The organism is Kosakonia sp. YIM B13588 (assembly GCF_042788165.1).
In the GTDB taxonomy this organism is placed as follows: Bacteria; Pseudomonadota; Gammaproteobacteria; order Enterobacterales; family Enterobacteriaceae; genus Kosakonia; species Kosakonia sacchari.
In genome coordinates, this window is sequence record NZ_JBHZPO010000002.1 from 297,390 (window position 1) to 316,132 (window position 18,743).

General features: G+C 54.1%; 13 protein-coding genes. 11 read left to right on the forward strand and 2 right to left on the reverse strand.

Annotated elements, in window-relative coordinates; all coding sequences use genetic code 11:
• The first annotated feature begins 7 nt into the window (after positions 1-7).
• Together ACFX4U_RS07125 and ACFX4U_RS07130 are read left to right on the forward strand one after the other, a co-directional pair.
• Positions 8-1,645, forward strand: coding sequence for an FGGY-family carbohydrate kinase (locus ACFX4U_RS07125; RefSeq protein WP_313507252.1), 1,638 nt, complete (start codon positions 8-10; stop codon positions 1,643-1,645).
• Positions 1,642-2,244: an SIS domain-containing protein gene (locus ACFX4U_RS07130; protein WP_313507251.1), complete on the forward strand. Its 603-nt coding sequence runs from the start codon at positions 1,642-1,644 to the stop codon at positions 2,242-2,244. Before ACFX4U_RS07125 ends, ACFX4U_RS07130 begins: the two co-directional genes overlap by 4 nt.
• 49 nt (positions 2,245-2,293) lie before the next feature.
• Here ACFX4U_RS07130 and putA read toward each other — a convergent pair whose 3' ends face one another.
• Positions 2,294-6,250, reverse strand: a complete 3,957-nt coding sequence (putA, locus tag ACFX4U_RS07135) for a trifunctional transcriptional regulator/proline dehydrogenase/L-glutamate gamma-semialdehyde dehydrogenase (protein ID WP_313507250.1) — start codon at positions 6,248-6,250, stop codon at positions 2,294-2,296.
• Positions 6,251-6,668: 418 nt separating this feature from the next.
• Between putA and putP the strand changes: the two genes are divergently transcribed.
• Both putP and ACFX4U_RS07145 read left to right on the forward strand, forming a co-directional pair.
• Positions 6,669-8,177 carry a sodium/proline symporter PutP gene (gene putP / locus ACFX4U_RS07140; protein ID WP_305736487.1) on the forward strand — a complete coding sequence of 503 codons (1,509 nt, stop codon included), beginning with the start codon at positions 6,669-6,671 and terminating at the stop codon, positions 8,175-8,177.
• A 99-nt stretch (positions 8,178-8,276) separates the two neighbouring features.
• Positions 8,277-8,708, forward strand: a complete 432-nt coding sequence (locus tag ACFX4U_RS07145) for a DUF3574 domain-containing protein (RefSeq protein ID WP_313507249.1) — start codon at positions 8,277-8,279, stop codon at positions 8,706-8,708.
• 35 nt (positions 8,709-8,743) lie between these two features.
• Here ACFX4U_RS07145 and ACFX4U_RS07150 read toward each other — a convergent pair whose 3' ends face one another.
• The gene (locus ACFX4U_RS07150; RefSeq protein WP_313507247.1) at positions 8,744-9,928 is read right to left on the reverse strand and encodes a nucleoside transporter C-terminal domain-containing protein; all 1,185 of its coding nucleotides are present in this window, start codon (positions 9,926-9,928) and stop codon (positions 8,744-8,746) included.
• Positions 9,929-10,209: 281 nt separating this feature from the next.
• Between ACFX4U_RS07150 and efeU the strand changes: the two genes are divergently transcribed.
• The 7 genes from efeU (at position 10,210) to ACFX4U_RS07185 (ending at position 18,552) form a co-directional block, all read left to right on the forward strand.
• Positions 10,210-11,043 carry an iron uptake transporter permease EfeU gene (gene efeU, locus ACFX4U_RS07155; protein WP_313507246.1) on the forward strand — a complete coding sequence of 278 codons (834 nt, stop codon included), beginning with the start codon at positions 10,210-10,212 and terminating at the stop codon, positions 11,041-11,043.
• Positions 11,044-11,082: 39 nt separating this feature from the next.
• Positions 11,083-12,210, forward strand: coding sequence for an iron uptake system protein EfeO (gene efeO, locus ACFX4U_RS07160; protein WP_065368823.1), 1,128 nt, complete (start codon positions 11,083-11,085; stop codon positions 12,208-12,210).
• A 4-nt stretch (positions 12,211-12,214) separates the two neighbouring features.
• Entirely contained in the window at positions 12,215-13,498 is a 1,284-nt protein-coding gene (gene efeB / locus ACFX4U_RS07165) for an iron uptake transporter deferrochelatase/peroxidase subunit (protein WP_313507245.1), read from the forward strand.
• Between the two features lie 538 nt (positions 13,499-14,036).
• Positions 14,037-14,825 carry a phosphate starvation-inducible protein PhoH gene (phoH, locus tag ACFX4U_RS07170; protein ID WP_017456289.1) on the forward strand — a complete coding sequence of 263 codons (789 nt, stop codon included), beginning with the start codon at positions 14,037-14,039 and terminating at the stop codon, positions 14,823-14,825.
• Between the two features lie 902 nt (positions 14,826-15,727).
• Positions 15,728-16,288, forward strand: a complete 561-nt coding sequence (locus tag ACFX4U_RS07175; RefSeq protein WP_313507244.1) for a chorismate mutase — start codon at positions 15,728-15,730, stop codon at positions 16,286-16,288.
• Between the two features lie 306 nt (positions 16,289-16,594).
• Positions 16,595-16,978: a hypothetical protein gene (locus tag ACFX4U_RS07180; RefSeq protein WP_380217770.1), complete on the forward strand. Its 384-nt coding sequence runs from the start codon at positions 16,595-16,597 to the stop codon at positions 16,976-16,978.
• A gap of 323 nt (positions 16,979-17,301) precedes the next feature.
• Entirely contained in the window at positions 17,302-18,552 is a 1,251-nt protein-coding gene (locus ACFX4U_RS07185; protein ID WP_313507242.1) for a glycosyl hydrolase family 28 protein, read from the forward strand.
• Positions 18,553-18,743 lie beyond the last annotated feature (191 nt).

Here is an 18,743-nt window from a genome sequence, read left to right on the forward strand (position 1 = left end):
AAAAAGAATGGCGAGCTACTTTATTGGTGTGGATGTTGGCACCGGCAGCGCACGTGCAGGCGTCTTTGATCTGACCGGCAGAATGGTCAGCCAGGCGAGCAGGGCGATTGAGATTTACCGGCCGCAGGCCGACTTTGTTGAGCAATCTTCCGACAATATCTGGCAGGCGGTGTGCAACGCGGTACGCGATGCGGTCAACCAGGCAGACATTAACCCGATTCAGGTTAAAGGCCTCGGTTTTGACGCGACCTGTTCGCTGGTGGTGCTCGACAAAGAGGGCAACCCGCTGACCATCAGCCCTTCCGGGCGCAGCGAGCAGAACATTATCGTGTGGATGGATCACCGCGCCATCTCGCAGGCGAACCGTATCAATGCCACGCACCACCGGGTGCTGGATTACGTGGGCGGGATCATCTCGCCGGAGATGCAAACGCCGAAACTGCTGTGGCTAAAACAGCACATGCCAAACACCTGGGCCAACGCCGGGTATTACTTCGACCTGCCGGATTTTCTCACCTGGCGGGCGACTGGCGATGACACCCGTTCTCTTTGTTCCACGGTGTGCAAGTGGACGTATATGGGCCATGAGGATAAGTGGGACACCAGTTATTTCCGCCAGATCGGTCTTGAAGATTTGCTGGAGCATGACGCGGAGAAAATCGGCCGCTACGTGAAAACCATGGGCGAGCCACTGGGGCGCGGGCTGACGCAGCGTGCGGCAACCGAAATGGGCTTGATGCCCGGCACGGCGGTCAGCGTGTCAATTATCGATGCCCACGCAGGCACGCTGGGAACGCTCGGCGCCAGCGGGCCTTCGGGGGAAATGGCGGATTTCGATCGGCGCATCGCGCTGATTGGTGGTACATCTACTGGCCATATGGCGATTTCACCGCAGGCGCGCTTTATCGGTGGCGTGTGGGGGCCTTACTTCTCGGCGGTGCTGCCGGGCTACTGGCTGAACGAGGGCGGGCAGTCGGCGACCGGGGCGCTCATCGACCATATGATTCAGTCGCACCCATGCTACGACACGCTGCTGGCTCAGGCAAAAGCGCAGGGGCAAACCATCTATGAAGTGCTGAATGCGCTGCTGCGCAAGATGGCGGGCGAGCCGGAAAATATCGCGTTTTTAACGCGTGATATTCACATTCTGCCGTACTTCCACGGTAACCGTTCGCCGCGCGCGAACCCGACATTAACCGGGGCGATCAGCGGGCTGAAATTGTCACGTACGCCGGAGGATATGGCGTTGCATTATCTGGCAACCATTCAGGCGATTGCCCTCGGTACGCGGCATATTATTGAAACCATGAATCAGAGCGGCTACAGCATCGACACGGTAATGGCGAGCGGCGGGGGCACCAAAAACCCGATCTTTGTTCAGGAACATGCAAATGCCACCGGCTGCGCGATGTTACTGCCGGAAGAGAGCGAAGCGATGCTGCTCGGCGGCGCAATGATGGGCACCGTGGCGGCGGGCGTGTTTGACACTTTCCCTGAAGCGATGTCGGCGATGAGCCGCATTGGCAAGACGGTGACGCCGCAAACCAACCGCATCAAGCAGTATTACGATCGTAAATACACCGTCTTCCATGAGATGTACCAGGATCACATGAAATACCGTCAGCTGATGCAGGAGGAGGCATGAGCGACAGCTGGCGCCAGGCCTGCGGCGCCTGGCAAATCTATAGCGAAGAGATGGCGGCGCTGAGCCACCATCTTAACGATGCGTTGTGGAATGGGTTAATGGCGGAACTGCGCGGCTGTCGCGGCAAGATTGCGGTCACCGGCGTGGGGACATCCGGCATTGCGGCACGCAAGATTGCCCATATGCTGGCCTGTGTCGAGCGTCCGGCTATCTATCTGAATGCCACGGATGCCGCGCACGGTGATTTGGGGTTTCTCGACACCAATGATCTGGTGATTATGCTGTCGCGCGGCGGGAACTCCGATGAGCTAACGCGGCTGCTGCCGGGGCTTGCGCAAAAGGGTGTGCCGCTGATTAGCGTAACGGAAAACCCGGATTCCGCCATCGCTCAGGCCGCGCGGCTGGTAATTTCCACCGGCGTGCAGCGCGAAATTGATCCGCTTAATATGCTGGCGACCACTTCCATCGTGCTGACGCTGGCGATTTTCGATGCCGCCTGCGCCTGCCTGATGAGCGAAAGTGGTTATTCAAAAGAGACGTTACTGTCGGTACATCCCGGCGGGGATGTCGGATTGTCGCTCAGAAAAAAAGCGCCGTAAGGCGCTTTTTGTTGTCATTTCCAGACTGTTTTTCAGGTGGGGGATAACATCAGCCAATTGTCATCAAGCTGGCGTTGCCACCAGCTGCGGCGGTGTTGACACTCAACGAGCGTTCCACCCACAGGCGTTCGAGCAGGATGTTGGTTTCACCGCGCGCAAAGCCCTGTACCGACACAATCGCGCCATTGCGTGCGGCGACGTTTTCGCACAGCGCTACCAGTTGATCGGAATCACCGTGGAAAATCACCGCATCAAACGTCTGCGCCATTAACGCATCGGCTTTGGCAAACTGAATACGTTTGCTGACGCTTTCCGGCAGCTGTTTTGCCACATCGCGGTGCAACGTGTCGTCCGGCCATAGCAATTGGCTACCGCAGGCGATGACCGCCGCCAGTTGCACCAGTGCGTCCTGCTCGTTATCCGCCACGCAGAGTATCCGTTCGCGCGGTACCAGCGTCCAGCTGTTGCGCTCGCCGGTCGGGCCTTGCAGCAGGCGTTGTGTGCCGGTTTGCGCCAGTTCGCCAAAATGGGCGCACAGTTGTTGCAGCGCCGGACGATCTTTTGCCCATGCGCTTAATGCGTCCAGCGGCTGCAGGAGTGATGCTTTCAACTGCGCATCCAGCGGATGTTGCGCGTCGTGACGGGCCAGCGTTTTCTGTACCGCGTTTTCCGGTCGGCTGCCTAACAGGCGGTAAAGATAGAGCGGCCCGCCAGCTTTCGGCCCGGTGCCGGACAACCCTTCACCGCCAAACGGCTGCACGCCTACTACCGCGCCCACCATATTGCGGTTCACATACAGGTTACCGACATGGGCATTGCCGGTGACCTGGGCGATGGTTTCATCGATACGGGTATGAACGCCGAGCGTCAGGCCATAACCGGAGGCGTTAATCTGCGCGATTAATTGATCCAACTGGTTACGGTGATAACGAACGACGTGCAGCACCGGGCCGAAGACCTCTTTTTTCAGCTCGTCAAAACTTTCCAGTTCAATCAGTGTTGGCGCGACAAAGGTGCCGGTGCGCCATTCGCGCGCATCTTCGCTGTTTTCACGCACCGCCTGGTACACCTTGCGCCCTTTGGCCTGCATGGCCTGAATATGTTTGTCGATATTCGCTTTCGCTTCGGCGTCGATCACCGGGCCGATATCGGTGGTCAGTCGGCCTGGGTTACCCATGCGACACTCGGCCATCGCGCCGCGCAACATGGTCAGCGTGTGATCGGCAATGTCATCCTGCAAGCAGAGCACGCGCAGGGCTGAACAGCGCTGGCCTGCGCTATCAAACGCGGAGGCCAGCACATCGATAACCACCTGTTCGGTAAGCGCGGAGGAGTCGACAATCATCGCGTTCATCCCGCCGGTTTCCGCGATAAGCGGCGTCGGGCGACCCTGGGCATCGAGGCGCGTGGCGATACTGCGTTGCAGCAGCGTAGCCACGTCGGTGGAGCCGGTAAACATCACGCCGCGCACGCGCGGATCGGCGGTCAGCTGCGCGCCTACGGTTTCGCCGCGCCCTGGCAGTAACTGTAAAACACCCGCCGGGACACCAGCTTCCAGCAAAATAGCCACGCCCTGAGCGGCAATCAGCGGAGTCTGCTCGGCAGGTTTTGCCAGCACGCTGTTGCCCGCCGCTAACGCTGCGGCAATCTGGCCGGTGAAAATCGCCAGCGGGAAGTTCCACGGGCTGATACACACTACCGGCCCCAGCGGGCGGTGCGTTTCGTTATCGAAATCCGCACTCACCTGGCCTGCGTAGTAGCGCAGGAAATCGACCGCTTCGCGCACTTCGGCAATGGCATTGCTGAAGGTTTTACCCGCTTCACGCACCAGAATGCCAATTAACGACTGCATTTGATCTTCCATCAGCACTGCGGCGCGCTGAAGAATGGCGGCGCGCTCCTGCGGCGGCGTGGCAAACCAGATCGGTGCGTGATTAACGGCGTTTTCCAGCGCCTGGTTAACCTGCGCTTCGCTGGCTTCCACCACATAGCCAACGGTGTCTTTCGGTTCGGCAGGGTTAATCACCGCGACGGGTTCACCGTCCATGACCACCTGTTCCAGCGTCGGGCGGGCGTACCATTTCTGCGCCGCGCTGGCAAGCAGCGAGGAGGAGAGCGAGGCCAGCCGGTGTTCGTTCGCCAGATCCAGGCCAGCGGCATTGATTCGGCCTTCGCCATACAGTGCGCGGGGCAGGGCGATTTTCGGGTGTGGCAAGCCAACCTGACCTTCCTGGGCGGCGATTTTTTCCACTTCGCTCACCGGATCGGCAACCAGCGCGTCCAGCGGCAGCGTATTGTCGGCAATGCGGTTGACGAACGAAGTATTCGCGCCGTTTTCCAGCAGACGGCGCACCAGGTACGCCAGCAACGTTTCGTGGGTGCCGACCGGCGCATAAATGCGGCACGGGCGGTTCAGTTTGCCATCGGCCACTTTACCCACAACTTGCTCATACAACGGTTCGCCCATGCCGTGCAGGCACTGGAATTCATACTGGCCCGGATAGTAGTTTTGCCCGGCAAGCTGGTAGATAGCTGCCAGCGTATGGGCGTTGTGGGTGGCGAATTGCGGATAGATCAGGTTCGGCACCGCGAGCAATTTTTTCGCGCAGGCGAGGTACGAAACATCGGTGTACACCTTGCGGGTATAAACGGGATAGCCTTCCAGCCCTTCCATTTGCGCGCGCTTGATTTCGCTGTCCCAGTAAGCGCCTTTAACCAGGCGGATCATCAGACGGCGGCGGCTGCGTGTTGCCAGATCAACAAGATAATCGATAACAAACGGGCAGCGCTTCTGGTAGGCCTGAATAACAAAACCGATACCGTTCCAGCCTGCCAGTTCCGGCTCGAAACAAAGCTTTTCCAGCAGGTCGAGGGAGATTTCCAGACGATCGGCCTCTTCGGCGTCAATGTTAATGCCGATGTCATACTGGCGCGCCAGCAAAGTGAGGGATTTCAGGCGCGGATAAAGTTCATCCATTACGCGGTCGTATTGCGCACGGCTGTAGCGCGGGTGCAGGGCGGATAACTTAATTGAAATTCCCGGACCTTCATAAATGCCGCGCCCGTTGGAGGCTTTGCCAATGGCGTGGATCGCCTGCTGGTACGACACCATATACGCCTGCGCATCGGCCGCGGTAAGCGCCGCTTCGCCGAGCATGTCGTAAGAGTAGCGGAAACCTTTCTCTTCCAGTTTGCGCGCGTTAGCCAGCGCTTCGGCGATCGTTTCGCCGGTAACGAACTGTTCGCCCATCAGGCGCATCGCCATATCCACACCTTTGCGGATCAGCGGCTCGCCACTTTTACCAATAATACGATTCAACGAATGCGAGAGATTGGCTTCGTTATGCGTGGAGACCAGGCGGCCAGTAAACAACAGCCCCCAGGTGGCGGCATTGACGAACAGCGACGGGCTGCGCCCAATGTGTGACTGCCAGTTACCGTTGCTGATTTTGTCGCGGATCAGCGCATCGCGAGTGGCTTTGTCGGGAATACGCAGTAACGCTTCGGCCAGACACATCAACGCCACGCCTTCCTGCGAGGAGAGGGAAAACTCCTGTAACAGGCTTTGCACCATGCCAGCGCGGCCGGAGGCGGTTTTCTGGTTACGCAGTTTTTCCGCTAACTGATAAGCCAGCTTATGGGCATTTTCCGCCACCGGCTGCGGCAGGCGGGCTTGTTCCAGCAACATGGGCACTGCATCGGTTTCCGCCCAGCGCCATGCGCCGGTGATCGCGGCGCGGGAAACGGACTGCGGCAGGATCTGCTCGGCAAAATCAAGAAACGGCTGGTGGCTGTCATCAACCACAACGGCACTTTCCTCTTCCTGCGCGCTGGCGGATGCGGTCGCCAGTTCCGGCAGGCCTTCGTTGTTTTCCAGCTTTTCCAGAAAATTGAAGATGGCTTGTTTAATCAGCCAGTGCGGTGTGCGGTCGATGGTCGCCGCAGCGGCTTTGATCCTTTCGCGTGTTGCGTCATCAAGCTTGACCCCCATGGTGGTGGTGCCCATGCTTTGCTCCTGTTTTTTACGTTGTTTTGCGGTTCAGGCTGAAATATCCATCATGTTGCAACTTTGTGCAACCTTGTTAAATGTGACCTGGCTGGCAAGGTAAGAAATGAATGAAATGTTAACGGTTGGTAATTGCTAAAGGCGCTGAATAATTCGCTGGCAAAGTAGGTTTTATGCGGCAGATAACACTTTTTAAAGGTGCAACCTTTGAAAGTGTGACAGAGTGCAACCTATAGGAAATTGTTATCAGAGCCGGGATGAATTTGATGTAAATGCTGTGTTAAATCAATTGTGAATAAGTGAGGCATCCGGCAGGATACGGGCGCTTCAAATAATCTAAACGCCCCAGCGCCTCGTTCCGGTGCTGGAAAAAAGCGGCAAGCAGTATTTGCCGACGAAGAATCCTGGAGACTTTTTAATGGCAATGAGCACACCGATGCTGGTGACTTTTCTCGTTTATATCTTTGGCATGATACTTATCGGTTTCGTCGCCTGGCGTTCGACGAAAAACTTCGATGACTATATTCTGGGCGGTCGCAGCCTTGGGCCGCTGGTCACTGCGCTGTCTGCGGGGGCATCGGATATGAGCGGCTGGCTGCTGATGGGGCTGCCGGGCGCGATTTTTATCTCAGGTATCTCTGAAAGCTGGATCGCCATTGGCCTGACGCTGGGTGCCTGGATTAACTGGAAACTGGTGGCCGGGCGTTTGCGTGTCCACACCGAGGTGAACAATAACGCGCTGACCTTGCCGGACTATTTCACCGGCCGTTTTGAAGATAACAGCCGCCTGCTGCGGATTATCTCGGCAGTGGTGATTCTGCTGTTTTTCACCATTTATTGTGCTTCCGGCATTGTTGCCGGCGCTCGCCTGTTCGAAAGTACCTTCGGCATGAGTTACGAAACCGCCCTGTGGGCCGGTGCCGCTGCGACGATCATTTACACCTTTATTGGCGGTTTCCTGGCGATCAGCTGGACCGACACGGTGCAGGCCAGCCTGATGATTTTCGCGCTGATCCTGACGCCGGTGATTGTCATTATTTCCGTCGGCGGTTTTGGTGATTCGCTGGAAGTGATTAAGCAAAAAAGCATTGAAAACGTCGATATGCTGAAAGGCCTGAATTTTGTCGCCATCGTCTCGCTGATGGGCTGGGGGCTGGGTTATTTCGGCCAGCCGCATATTCTGGCGCGTTTTATGGCGGCGGATTCCCATCACACCATTGTCCATGCGCGTCGCATCAGTATGACGTGGATGATCCTGTGCCTGGCGGGCGCGGTCGCGGTGGGCTTTTTCGGCATCGCCTATTTCAATGAAAATCCGTCTGCTGCGGGCGCGGTTAACCAGAACGCCGAGCGCGTGTTTATCGAGCTGGCGCAAGTTCTGTTCAACCCGTGGATTGCCGGAGTGCTGTTGTCAGCGATCCTCGCCGCCGTGATGTCGACGCTGAGCTGCCAGTTGCTGGTGTGCTCCAGCGCGATTACCGAAGATTTCTATAAAGCGTTTTTGCGTAAAGGCGCAAGCCAGCGCGAGCTGGTGTGGGTTGGCCGTGCGATGGTGTTGCTGGTGGCGCTGGTTGCGATTGCGCTGGCGGCGAACCCGGAAAACCGCGTGCTCGGCCTGGTGAGCTACGCCTGGGCGGGCTTCGGGGCGGCGTTTGGCCCGGTGGTGCTGTTCTCGGTGATGTGGTCGCGCATGACGCGTAACGGTGCGCTGGCGGGGATGATCATCGGTGCGGTAACGGTGATTGTCTGGAAACACTACGCCTGGCTGGATCTGTATGAAATCATTCCGGGCTTTGTTTTCGGCAGTATCGGCATTGTGGTGTTTAGCCTGCTGGGCAAAGCGCCTTCCGCGCAGATGCAGCAGCGCTTTGCCGAGGCAGATGCACATTACCGCTCTGCGCCGCCATCGCGTTTACAGGCTGAATAAATTACCTCTTATGAAAAACCCGCTGCGGCGGGTTTTTTTATTGCTAAATAATTGTAATTACGCTGTTATCTCACAACAAATAACAATGAGGATAACAACATGACGTTAAAGACAGGGTTCACTGCACTGATGATGGCGGGTTTACTGGCGGGTTGCGTTTCGCCTGCTGTAAAACAACCGGGGGCGGCAGCACACACCTGCAAGGCTGAAAACCAGATGCAGCAAACCACGCTCTATTACGGCTTAACCCGACAGGGCGGCAAAGCGATTACCGCTCAGGAGTGGCAGCAGTATGTGGATAACGATGTCACGCCGCGTTTTCGCGATGGTTTAACCACTTTTGATGCGCAGGGGCAATGGCTGGGAAGTAACGGGAAAGTATCGAAGGAGCCAAGCAAGGCGTTGATGCTGATCCACAGCGTGGATGCGCAAAGTGACACTAAAATCGATGCGCTGCGTGATATCTACAAATCACGCTTTGCCCAGGAATCGGTGATGCGTGTCGATCAGCCGGTCTGCGTACAATTCTGATGTAAAGGCCCACTTGTGCGCAGTGGGCCAGTAAATTACAACACCACACCTGCGAAAGCCGCCGAAAGCAAACTCACCAGCGTTGCGCCGTACACTAAGCGCAGACCAAAGCGGGAAACTGCATTCCCCTGTTGCTCGTTTAACCCCTTAATTGCCCCCGCCACAATGCCGATCGAGGCAAAGTTGGCGAACGACACCAGAAACACGGAAAGAATACCCAGACCGCGCGGCGTCATCTGCGCGGCGATTTTTTGCAGCTCAATCATTGCTACAAATTCATTCGCCACCAGCTTGGTCGCCATAATGCTGCCCGCGTGCAGCGCATCGCTCAGCGGAATGCCAATCAGCCATGCCAGCGGGTAAAACACATAACCGAGGAGTTGCTGGAAGCTGATGCCGAACAAGGCGGAGAAGAGGGCGTTGACGGCGCTTATCAGCGCAATAAAGCCAATCAGCATCGCCAGAATAATCATCGCCACTTTGAAACCCGCGAGGATGTACTCCCCGAGCATCTCAAAGAAGCTTTGCGATTCGTGGAGCTTTTCCAGTTTGACCTCGGCTTCTGCTTCCGGGCGCGTCGGGTTAATGACCGACAGCACAATAAAGGTGCTGAACATATTGAGGACCAGCGCGGCGACCACATATTTTGCGTCCAGCATGGTCATATATGCGCCGACAATCGACAACGACACCGTCGACATTGCCGTTGCAGCCATGGTGAACATGCGGCGCGAGGAGAGATCCGCGAGGATGCCTTTATAGGCGATGAAGTTTTCCGACTGGCCGAGGATCAGCGAGCTGACGGCATTAAACGATTCCAGTTTGCCCATGCCGTTCAGTTTTGACAATAACGTGCCTATCAAACGTATAAAGATGGGCAGAATCCGCCAGTGCTGCAAAATACCGATCAGCGCGGAAATAAAGACGATAGGGCACAGCACGCCGAGGAAGATAAATGCCAGCCCTTTTTCGCTCATCCCGCCGAAGACAAAGCCGGTGCCTTCGCCCGCGAATTTCAGCAGCACTTCAAAGAAACCGGAAACGTATTTAATCAGCGTTAACCCGCTTTGCGCGTGCAGGAAGAACCACGCCAGCGCCAGTTCAATGACAATTAATTGCAGGATGAAGCGAAAACGAATGTGTCGGCGGTCAAAACTCACCAGCCAGGCCAGCGCGAGGATCACCACCAGCGCCAGCAAAAAATGGAAGAAGTTAGTCATGTCTTTAATTTTGCAGGTAAACGAAACGGGGCGTTTATTTAGCCACAGCGCCGGAGTGGGGTAAATACAAAGTTAAAGATTTGTAAGCTATGTTTTTGCTTTATTTCAACTGCTTCCGCATAACGCATAAACCGCACGGTTAGCCTGCTACGCGGTTACATCCAGTTATCATTCTCAACATTTTTCGCTTGAGTTTCCTTGCGGCGTAATGATAATCACTATCAATGCAATTTACTTTTCTTTGCAACCATTGACCGCGCATGACATTAGGGGTTTCCTCCATGTTTGTTCCATTTTTGATTATGTTACGTGAAGGCCTCGAAGCGGCGCTGATCGTCAGCCTGATTGCCAGTTATCTGAAACGTACCCAGCGTGGGCGCTGGATAAACGTGATGTGGATTGGTGTTTTTCTTGCCGCCGCGCTCTGTCTTGGGCTCGGTATTGCGATCAATGAAACTACCGGCGAGTTTCCGCAAAAAGAACAGGAGCTGTTTGAAGGCATTGTCGCGGCGATAGCCGTAGTGATCCTCACCTGGATGGTGTTCTGGATGCGCAAAGTGTCGCGCAACGTAAAAGTGCAGCTGGAGCTGGCGGTCGACAACGCGCTGGCGCGCAGTCATAACCACGGTTGGGCGCTGATCCTGATGGTCTTTTTCGCCGTGGCGCGCGAAGGGCTGGAATCGGTGTTCTTTCTGCTGGCGGCGTTCCAGCAGGATGTCGGCGTCTGGCCGCCGCTGGGCGCAGTGCTGGGTCTGGCCACGGCGGTGGTGCTCGGTTTCTTGCTTTACTGGGGCGGCGTACGTCTGAACCTCGGCGCGTTTTTCAAATGGACCAGCCTGTTTATTCTGTTTGTCGCGGCAGGGCTTGCCGCCGGGGCGATCCGCGCGTTTCACGAAGCGGGATTATGGAACCACTTCCAGGACGTGGCTTTCGATTTCAGTAATGTACTCACCACGCACTCCCTCACCGGTACGCTGCTGGAAGGGATTTTTGGTTACCAGGAAACACCAAGCGTCAGCGAAGTGGTGGTCTACTTTATCTATCTGATCCCGGCGCTGGTGATGTTTGTTTTACCGCCTCGCGCGGGGACGCAACCTTCACGAGCGGCACCATAATCGCTTTATAGTTACAACATACTAATTAAGGGAAAGGGCATGGCAATTCATTTTCGTCGTAGTGCATTACAGGCCGGGATGGCGGCATTAATCTCCAGTGCTTTCGCGGTGCAGGCTGCGGATATCCCACAGGTGAAAGTTACGGTTACGGACAAACAGTGTGAGCCGATGAACCTGACGGTGAACGCCGGTAAAACGCAGTTTATTATTCTCAACCACAGCCAGAAGGCGCTTGAGTGGGAGATCCTTAAAGGCGTGATGGTGGTTGAAGAGCGTGAAAATATCGCGCCAGGTTTTAGCCAGAAACTGACGGCTAACCTGCAGCCGGGCGAGTATGAGATGACTTGCGGTCTGTTAACCAATCCGAAAGGCAAGCTGGTGGTGAAAGGCGCGGCGACGGCCGATGCGGCAAAAGGTGACGCGCTGCTGAGCCTGAGCGGAGCCATTACCGCGTATAAAGCGTATGTGGTTGCCGAAACGGCGCAGCTGGTTTCCGGCACCAAAGCGTTCACTGATGCGGTAAAAGCGGGCGATATCGAAAAAGCGAAAGCGCTGTACGCGCCGACGCGCCAGCACTACGAGCGTATTGAACCGATTGCTGAGCTCTTCTCCGATCTCGATGGCAGCATTGATGCACGTGAAGATGATTACGAGCATAAAGCCGCCGATCCGAAATTTACCGGTTTCCACCGTCTGGAAAAAGCCCTGTTTGGTGATAACAGCACCAAAGACATGGGCAAATATGCCGATCAGCTCAACTCAGATGTGGTTGATCTGCAAACGCGCATTAATGAGCTGGCGTTCCCGCCATCCAAAGTGGTCGGTGGTGCAGCCGGTCTGATTGAAGAAGTCGCCGCGAGCAAAATCAGCGGTGAAGAAGATCGCTACAGCCACACCGATCTGTGGGACTTCCAGGCCAACGTCGATGGCGCACAGAAAATTGTTGATTTGCTGCGTCCGCAATTGCAGAAAGATAACGCCGAACTGCTGGCGAAAGTCGATGCCAACTTCAAGAAAGTGGATACCATCCTTGCGAAATACCGCACTAAAGAGGGGTATGAAACCTACGATAAGTTGACTGACGCCGATCGCAATGCGCTGAAAGGGCCGATCACCACACTGGCGGAAGACCTGGCGCAGCTGCGCGGCGTGCTGGGGCTGGATTAATACCATGAAGCACGATGATAACAACGACGTCAGCGAACCTTCCCGGCGCCGTTTATTAAAAAGTATGGGCGCGCTGGGAGGCGCGCTTGCGCTGGCTGGCGGATGCCCGGTAGCGCATGCGGTAACACCGAAGAGCGCACCTGGGACGCTTTCGCCTGATGCACGTATGGAGAAGCAGCCTTTCCTGGGCGCGCATCAGGCCGGTATTTTGACGCCACAGCAGGCGTCAATGATGCTGGTGGCGTTTGACGTGCTGGCTGCTGATAAAGCCGACCTTGAACGGTTGTTCCGTTTATTGACGCAACGCATCACGTTTCTGACCTCCGGCGGTCCGGCTCCGGAGACAACGAACCCGCGCTTACCGCCAATGGATTCCGGTATTCTCGGGGCGTATATCGCGCCGGATAACCTGACGATGACGGTTTCCGTAGGCGAATCGCTGTTCGACAACCGTTTTGGTTTGCGCGCGCAGATGCCGAAAAAGCTGCAAAAGATGACGCGTTTCCCTAACGATTCGCTTGATGCGGCGCTGTGTCACGGCGATTTGCTGCTCCAGATTTGCGCCAACACACAGGACACGGTGATTCATGCGCTGCGTGACATCATCAAGCACACGCCGGATTTACTCAGCGTGCGCTGGAAGCGGGAAGGGTTTATCTCTGATCATGCGGCGCGCAGCAAAGGCAAAGAGACGCCGGTTAACCTGCTGGGTTTTAAAGATGGCACCGCCAACCCGGACAGCAGCGATAATACGCTGATGAACGAGGTGGTGTGGGTGACGAAAGAGCAGGGCGAACCGGCGTGGGCGGTGGGCGGCAGTTATCAGGCGGTGCGTATTATCCAGTTTCACGTGGAGTTCTGGGATCGCACACCGCTAAAAGAGCAGCAGACCATTTTCGGGCGCGATAAGCATTCCGGCGCGCCGCTGGGCATGAAAAATGAGCATGACGTCCCGGATTATGCCAGCGATCCGGACGGTGATGTCATTGCCCTCGACAGCCATATTCGTCTGGCGAACCCGCGCACGAAAGAGACGCAATCCAGCCTGATGATGCGGCGTGGTTACAGTTACTCGCTCGGGGTGACCAACTCCGGTCAGCTGGATATGGGGTTGCTGTTCGTTTGTTATCAACATGATCTGGAAAAAGGCTTTCTGACGGTGCAAAAGCGTCTGAACGGCGAGGCGCTGGAAGAGTACATTCGTCCGATTGGTGGCGGTTACTTCTTTGCGTTGCCCGGCGTACAAGCGGCAAACCGCTATCTGGCGCAATCTCTGCTAGAAGCGTGAAGATCCTATCCTGCCCGCTACCGGGCAGGATATTCTGTCATCTGTTGCATCCTGACATACTTTTTCTGCCATCCAGATATCATTTTTTCGTATGAGAAAGTATCTGTTATCTTTCTGTAATATTCATAACCGAGACTCTGTTCAACGACGCAGAGGTCATGCACGTTATGGTTAGGTAAAAATAATGTTGCAATGATGCTAATCTTTGATGTAATTAGTGAGAGCGTTATCCCCTGCGGTGATGAAGTTTTTCTGGAGATCGCGGATGGTAAAGTCCAGTAGCGGACAGACAAAAAGACCACGCAAAACCCGGCACGGAGGTGCGACCTCCGGCAGCGACTTCTTCACCCCTGAATTTTCCTCCTTCTTTTTCATTCCTGATGTCGACGATGTGACAGGCGATGCTGTTCGTCGCGTTGGCACGTCATTTTCAAAGGCAAGCCATGGCTTACAAGGAAGCCAACCCTCAGACGTTTGTGCGCATAATCGCGTCGATAGCGACGTGTGTGATGTAAACCAACAACTCAAGGTGCTATCCATGGGAAGACAAAAAGCAGTGATCAAAGCTCGTCGTGAAGCGAAACGCGTGCTGAGACGTGATTCACGCAGCCATAAACAACGTGAAGAAGAGTCGGTCACCTCGCTTGTGCAGATGAGTGGCGTAGAAGCAATTGGCATGGCGCGGGACAGCCGTGATACTTCTCCAATTGCAGCGCGTAATGAAGCTCAGGCGCACTACCTGAATGCTATCGAGAGTAAACAACTGATCTTTGCAACCGGCGAAGCCGGCTGCGGGAAAACGTGGATCAGCGCGGCGAAAGCGGCGGAAGCCCTGATCCATAAGGATGTGGACAGGATTATTGTAACCCGACCGGTTCTGCAGGCCGACGAAGATCTCGGCTTCTTACCCGGTGATATTTCGGAGAAGTTCGCTCCCTATTTCCGGCCCGTCTACGACGTGCTGTTGAAACGCCTGGGGGCGTCCTTTATGCAATACTGCCTGCGACCAGAGATCGGTAAGGTGGAAATCGCGCCGTTCGCCTATATGCGCGGACGTACCTTTGAAAATGCGGTGGTCATTCTCGACGAGGCTCAGAATGTCACGGCTGCGCAAATGAAAATGTTTTTAACGCGCCTCGGGGAGAACGTGACCGTTATTGTCAACGGTGATATTACCCAGTGTGACCTGCCATCCGGTGTGAAATCGGGTTTGAGCGACGCGCTGGCACGTTTTGAGGAAGACGAGATGATTGGCGTTGTACGCTTTAATAAAGACGACTGCGTACGCTCCGCGCTCTGCCAGCGCACGCTGAAAGCGTACGACTGATGGCGTTGATAGTTAGCGATAAAACCCGGGAAACCGGGTTTTATTTTTTGCGGGGGGCAAACAGGCCGTTCCCTGGCCCGACCGCGGATCGTCATTCCCTGGCGACATACGAAAGAAGCCCGCTTTTTCAGGCTGGTTCTTCTTTGAAAGGCGAGGGTCGATAACAGAACAAGACCATGGCTTGTTAATAATGACGTGTAAATAACCGGACCTGTGTCGCGCCTGCTGACTGCGTGAGCCTGTTTTTCCAGCGAATGATTAAGCATTTGAAATGTGCAATATGTAATTCAAAAGAACCTGACCGATGCTTTTGCCTGTGGTAATTATGTGTTTCAGCGCTTTTCTCGCCGCCAGGCGGTTCTGGCCAGTTAAGACCCGCTTCGCTTGGCGCAGCGCGCATGTCTCCTTTGCGGCTTGATGACTGATATTTTGCGGGGGCGTTCTTTATAAAATAGCTCTCCCTGTTGCCGGAGTCCCGAAGAGAGGGGATATCTGGCACGTCATCACTCTTATCCCCGTGTTCACCCTGCCTGGTCTGTAGTGCTTTTCCCCCTTATAAAAATCGCGGATCCGTACAGGATTTGCTGCCTGTCGATGAATCCATATTGATATCAGCGCGTTACATTTTCTTACGCAAAGCCGCTTTGATGAAATAATAACGCAACTGAATTAATGAAAAGTGAACGGTGCCTGTTAGAGCTTTACCGTAGTACTGGCTTGCCGGTGATCCCGGAGGCACTTTTCAACCACGGTGGGTCACGCAATTGGGTATCTAAAGAGCGCGTACGCGCTGGAACGTCATGCGCTGCTTATAACAAGACTCTTACATCCAGAAACGAAATAGTAACTATTGGTTATATTTGCGCAGGTAAATTAGGGTTGGCACCATTTTTGGAGGGATGATGATGAAGATTTTCGTATCGACACTCTATATGTCCGGAAGTTTTTGTACGGGAGCCTCTGCACCCATTTGTCTTAGTGCCCTTTCATCACTCTTAAGCGAACGCATGGCGTTAATGAGAGAAGTTGCCGCTTATAAGGCGAAGTACCACGTGCCGGTGGAGGATATTGTTCGGGAACAAAAAGTGTTGCTGCAGGCGCAGAGCACTGCGCACGAGGTTGGGCTGGAACCGAAGTCCGTGGAGCCGTTTATCAGTGCGCTGATGAATGCGGGAAAAGCGATACAGTATCGCTATCTGGCAGACTGGTTGCCTCGACCAGAATCATTCGTCACCCTCCTGGATCTTGATGGGATCAGACGGCGTATAAATGAACTGGACAAGCATTTGCTGATGGTCATAAGTCAGCGGCTTCGTGCAGGAACGCTCTCTTATACCGACCGGGCTGTGCTGGCGGAGAAAACAGTGTCCCCAAATCTTACTGATGCTGAGAAGGATAATTTGCTGGATTCCATGCGCTTTATTCAGCGTGCCCCGCAGGCACCCGATTCAGGGATAGTCTGAAAGGCAACGTCACGATCTTACAAATATGCACCGAACCCATTGCTCTGTGCCGGTAAAAAATCACTATCAGTGATATTTACACTATTAATGAGGTTATCCTGCGAGCATTGATTAGATAATGTTATTGTGTTCAGGTTTAATTTTATAAAGATAAACTTATCTAATGAAAATTAGAGTGTCACCATTTGCGTTCTCGACTTTTATTTTTACTTTGTTGCAATGCCGTTTAATTTTTATACCTCTGGATAACAGCGCTAATTATATAAAGTGAAACTAATGGCATTAATAACTTTTTGCGGAGTGAACATGGGATATGACGCGCGTAATTTTATTAACTCGATCGTTAAAAACTTTAAAGAATCCATTGGAATAATGAACGTGTTGTTACTGGAACCTGATGAGCCCGACGCGTTGCGCTTATTGTACCTAAAACTGGATGTTATCAGGGCAGGGATTGAGCAGGATGTCCACATGTTAACCAAAGCCCGTCTGGACAGCAACGCCGCACTTTGCCTTTACCAGGTACATAATGCGTTAAATGCTTTGAACTATTGCATTGGGATTGTCAGAAATACGCCGTTAAATCAGCAGGTTTATTACGATTTCGAAGATCTAAAGCGTATTGTGAACACTCTTGATGCAACATCCGGACGTGTTTTTACTAAACTGGATGGTAATGAGTACACATAAAGAGATATCTGTATTGCATGAAGTTAAAAGGAAAGCTGCATGAAAAACCAATACATTTTGCTAAATCTCTTTCGCTTTAAGTGTAATGAGTTAATACTGATTGATAATCGTGGAAATAAAAAAGGAGAAACATCTTATCACTTTTTCTCCGCTGAACTTAAACGCCAATTCAACTAAATATGAATTCGTCAGATGTTTTTATCGCAGCACCTTAACCATACTTCAACAATGCTAATGTCGGGATGATTATGTTTTTTCTGCGCCGTAATGTGAAAGGAATAATTGCCAGCCTCATTGTTTTCCCGGTATCCGGATTCTGCGCGATGCTATTGGCCCAGAATAATGCTGATGTGCCAGAACCTGTGCTGCCCGCGCATATCTGCGCAAGGCTGGCTTCTTCGTCAGGAGACGATACCCGACGGCTTCAGTCGGCGATGGATAACTGCCCCCGGGGTGAAGCATTGCAGCTCCTTGCGGGTCGTTTCTCCAGTGGGCCGCTGACCATGAAGTCTGGCGTCACACTCTGGATCTCGCGGGGGGCAATGCTGGTAGCGAATAGTGACTCACGTGTTTACGACAAGAACGGTCACTGTGGAACTGTCGATCATAAAGGGAATGGCTGTCGGCCCTTTATTCTTTTTAAAAGCACGGACGGGGGAGGCATTGTCGGGGAGGGCATTATTGATGGGCAGGGCGGTAAGCCGATACAAGGGCAGAAAGAATCATGGTGGCAACTGGCTCGCCGCGCACAGACGGAAGGCGGGGCGCAGAATGTTCCTCGCCTGATTGAAGTAGATGATGCCTCGCATATTATTTTTCACGGCATCACACTGCGAAATGCGCCGGGATTCCATGCCACGCTGAAAAACGTCCAGGATGCGACGTTCTGGGGCGTGCGTATTGATACCCCGGCGAATGCCCGTAACACCGACGGCATTGATCCCATTTCGTCGCAGAATATCCTCATCGCCCACAGCTTCATCAGAACCGGTGACGATAATGTGGCGATTAAAGCAGGCGCAGGTGGCGCCACGCGCCATGTGGTCTTGGTGGATAACCATTTTTACTGGGGACACGGGATGTCGATTGGTAGCGAGACGCTTGGGGGTGTCAGTGACATTCGGGTGCGTGATTTGACGCTTGACGGCACAACTTCCGGGCTTCGTATCAAAAGTGACATCAGCCGGGGCGGCGTTGTCAGCGATGTGCGCTACGAAAATGTTTGTATGCGCGGGAATCGTCGGCCGCTCGACTTTGATACCCAATATGATGCGCACGCGATCGGTAACAACATTCCCGTCTACCGCAATATCTCCCTGAGCCACATTTCCGGCGAAACCGGCCAGTTGATATTACGCGGTTATGACGCGGCTCATCCTTTGCAATTTGCCCTGAACGACGTCTCTTTCAGCAACACAGCCCGCTGGCTAATTGAATCGGCGCAGATCCGCATTGGCCCCGATGGCATCTCACCTGTGCCGCCGGGAGAAGCATCATTACCACGATCGGCTGTCCAGGCGGATTGCGCAAAAAAATGGATCCCATTCCCGGTGACGGATGCACCTGAAGACTAAAATGCACGTGATGGAAGCCTGGCTGCACTGACCATTCATTAACAGAGCATCGTTTGGCACAGTCAACGGTGACAGTCCTCCAGTAGAAGAAGAGAGCAGGGGTTACATTTTTTACGGACAAAATAAGGATTGCAGCTTCGGTATGAGAGAGAAAGAGGATAATGCGTTTGTAAATAACTCACGTCACGCAT

Coding starts and splice junctions, on each gene's coding strand:
- ACFX4U_RS07125 (WP_313507252.1), top strand. CDS start 8: ATGGCGAGCTACTTTATTGGTGTGGATGTTGGCACCGGCAGCGCACGT.
- ACFX4U_RS07130 (WP_313507251.1), top strand. CDS start 1,642: ATGAGCGACAGCTGGCGCCAGGCCTGCGGCGCCTGGCAAATCTATAGC.
- putA (WP_313507250.1), bottom strand. CDS start 6,250: ATGGGCACCACCACCATGGGGGTCAAGCTTGATGACGCAACACGCGAA.
- putP (WP_305736487.1), top strand. CDS start 6,669: ATGGCAATGAGCACACCGATGCTGGTGACTTTTCTCGTTTATATCTTT.
- ACFX4U_RS07145 (WP_313507249.1), top strand. CDS start 8,277: ATGACGTTAAAGACAGGGTTCACTGCACTGATGATGGCGGGTTTACTG.
- ACFX4U_RS07150 (WP_313507247.1), bottom strand. CDS start 9,928: ATGACTAACTTCTTCCATTTTTTGCTGGCGCTGGTGGTGATCCTCGCG.
- efeU (WP_313507246.1), top strand. CDS start 10,210: ATGTTTGTTCCATTTTTGATTATGTTACGTGAAGGCCTCGAAGCGGCG.
- efeO (WP_065368823.1), top strand. CDS start 11,083: ATGGCAATTCATTTTCGTCGTAGTGCATTACAGGCCGGGATGGCGGCA.
- efeB (WP_313507245.1), top strand. CDS start 12,215: ATGAAGCACGATGATAACAACGACGTCAGCGAACCTTCCCGGCGCCGT.
- phoH (WP_017456289.1), top strand. CDS start 14,037: ATGGGAAGACAAAAAGCAGTGATCAAAGCTCGTCGTGAAGCGAAACGC.
- ACFX4U_RS07175 (WP_313507244.1), top strand. CDS start 15,728: ATGATGAAGATTTTCGTATCGACACTCTATATGTCCGGAAGTTTTTGT.
- ACFX4U_RS07180 (WP_380217770.1), top strand. CDS start 16,595: ATGGGATATGACGCGCGTAATTTTATTAACTCGATCGTTAAAAACTTT.
- ACFX4U_RS07185 (WP_313507242.1), top strand. CDS start 17,302: ATGCTATTGGCCCAGAATAATGCTGATGTGCCAGAACCTGTGCTGCCC.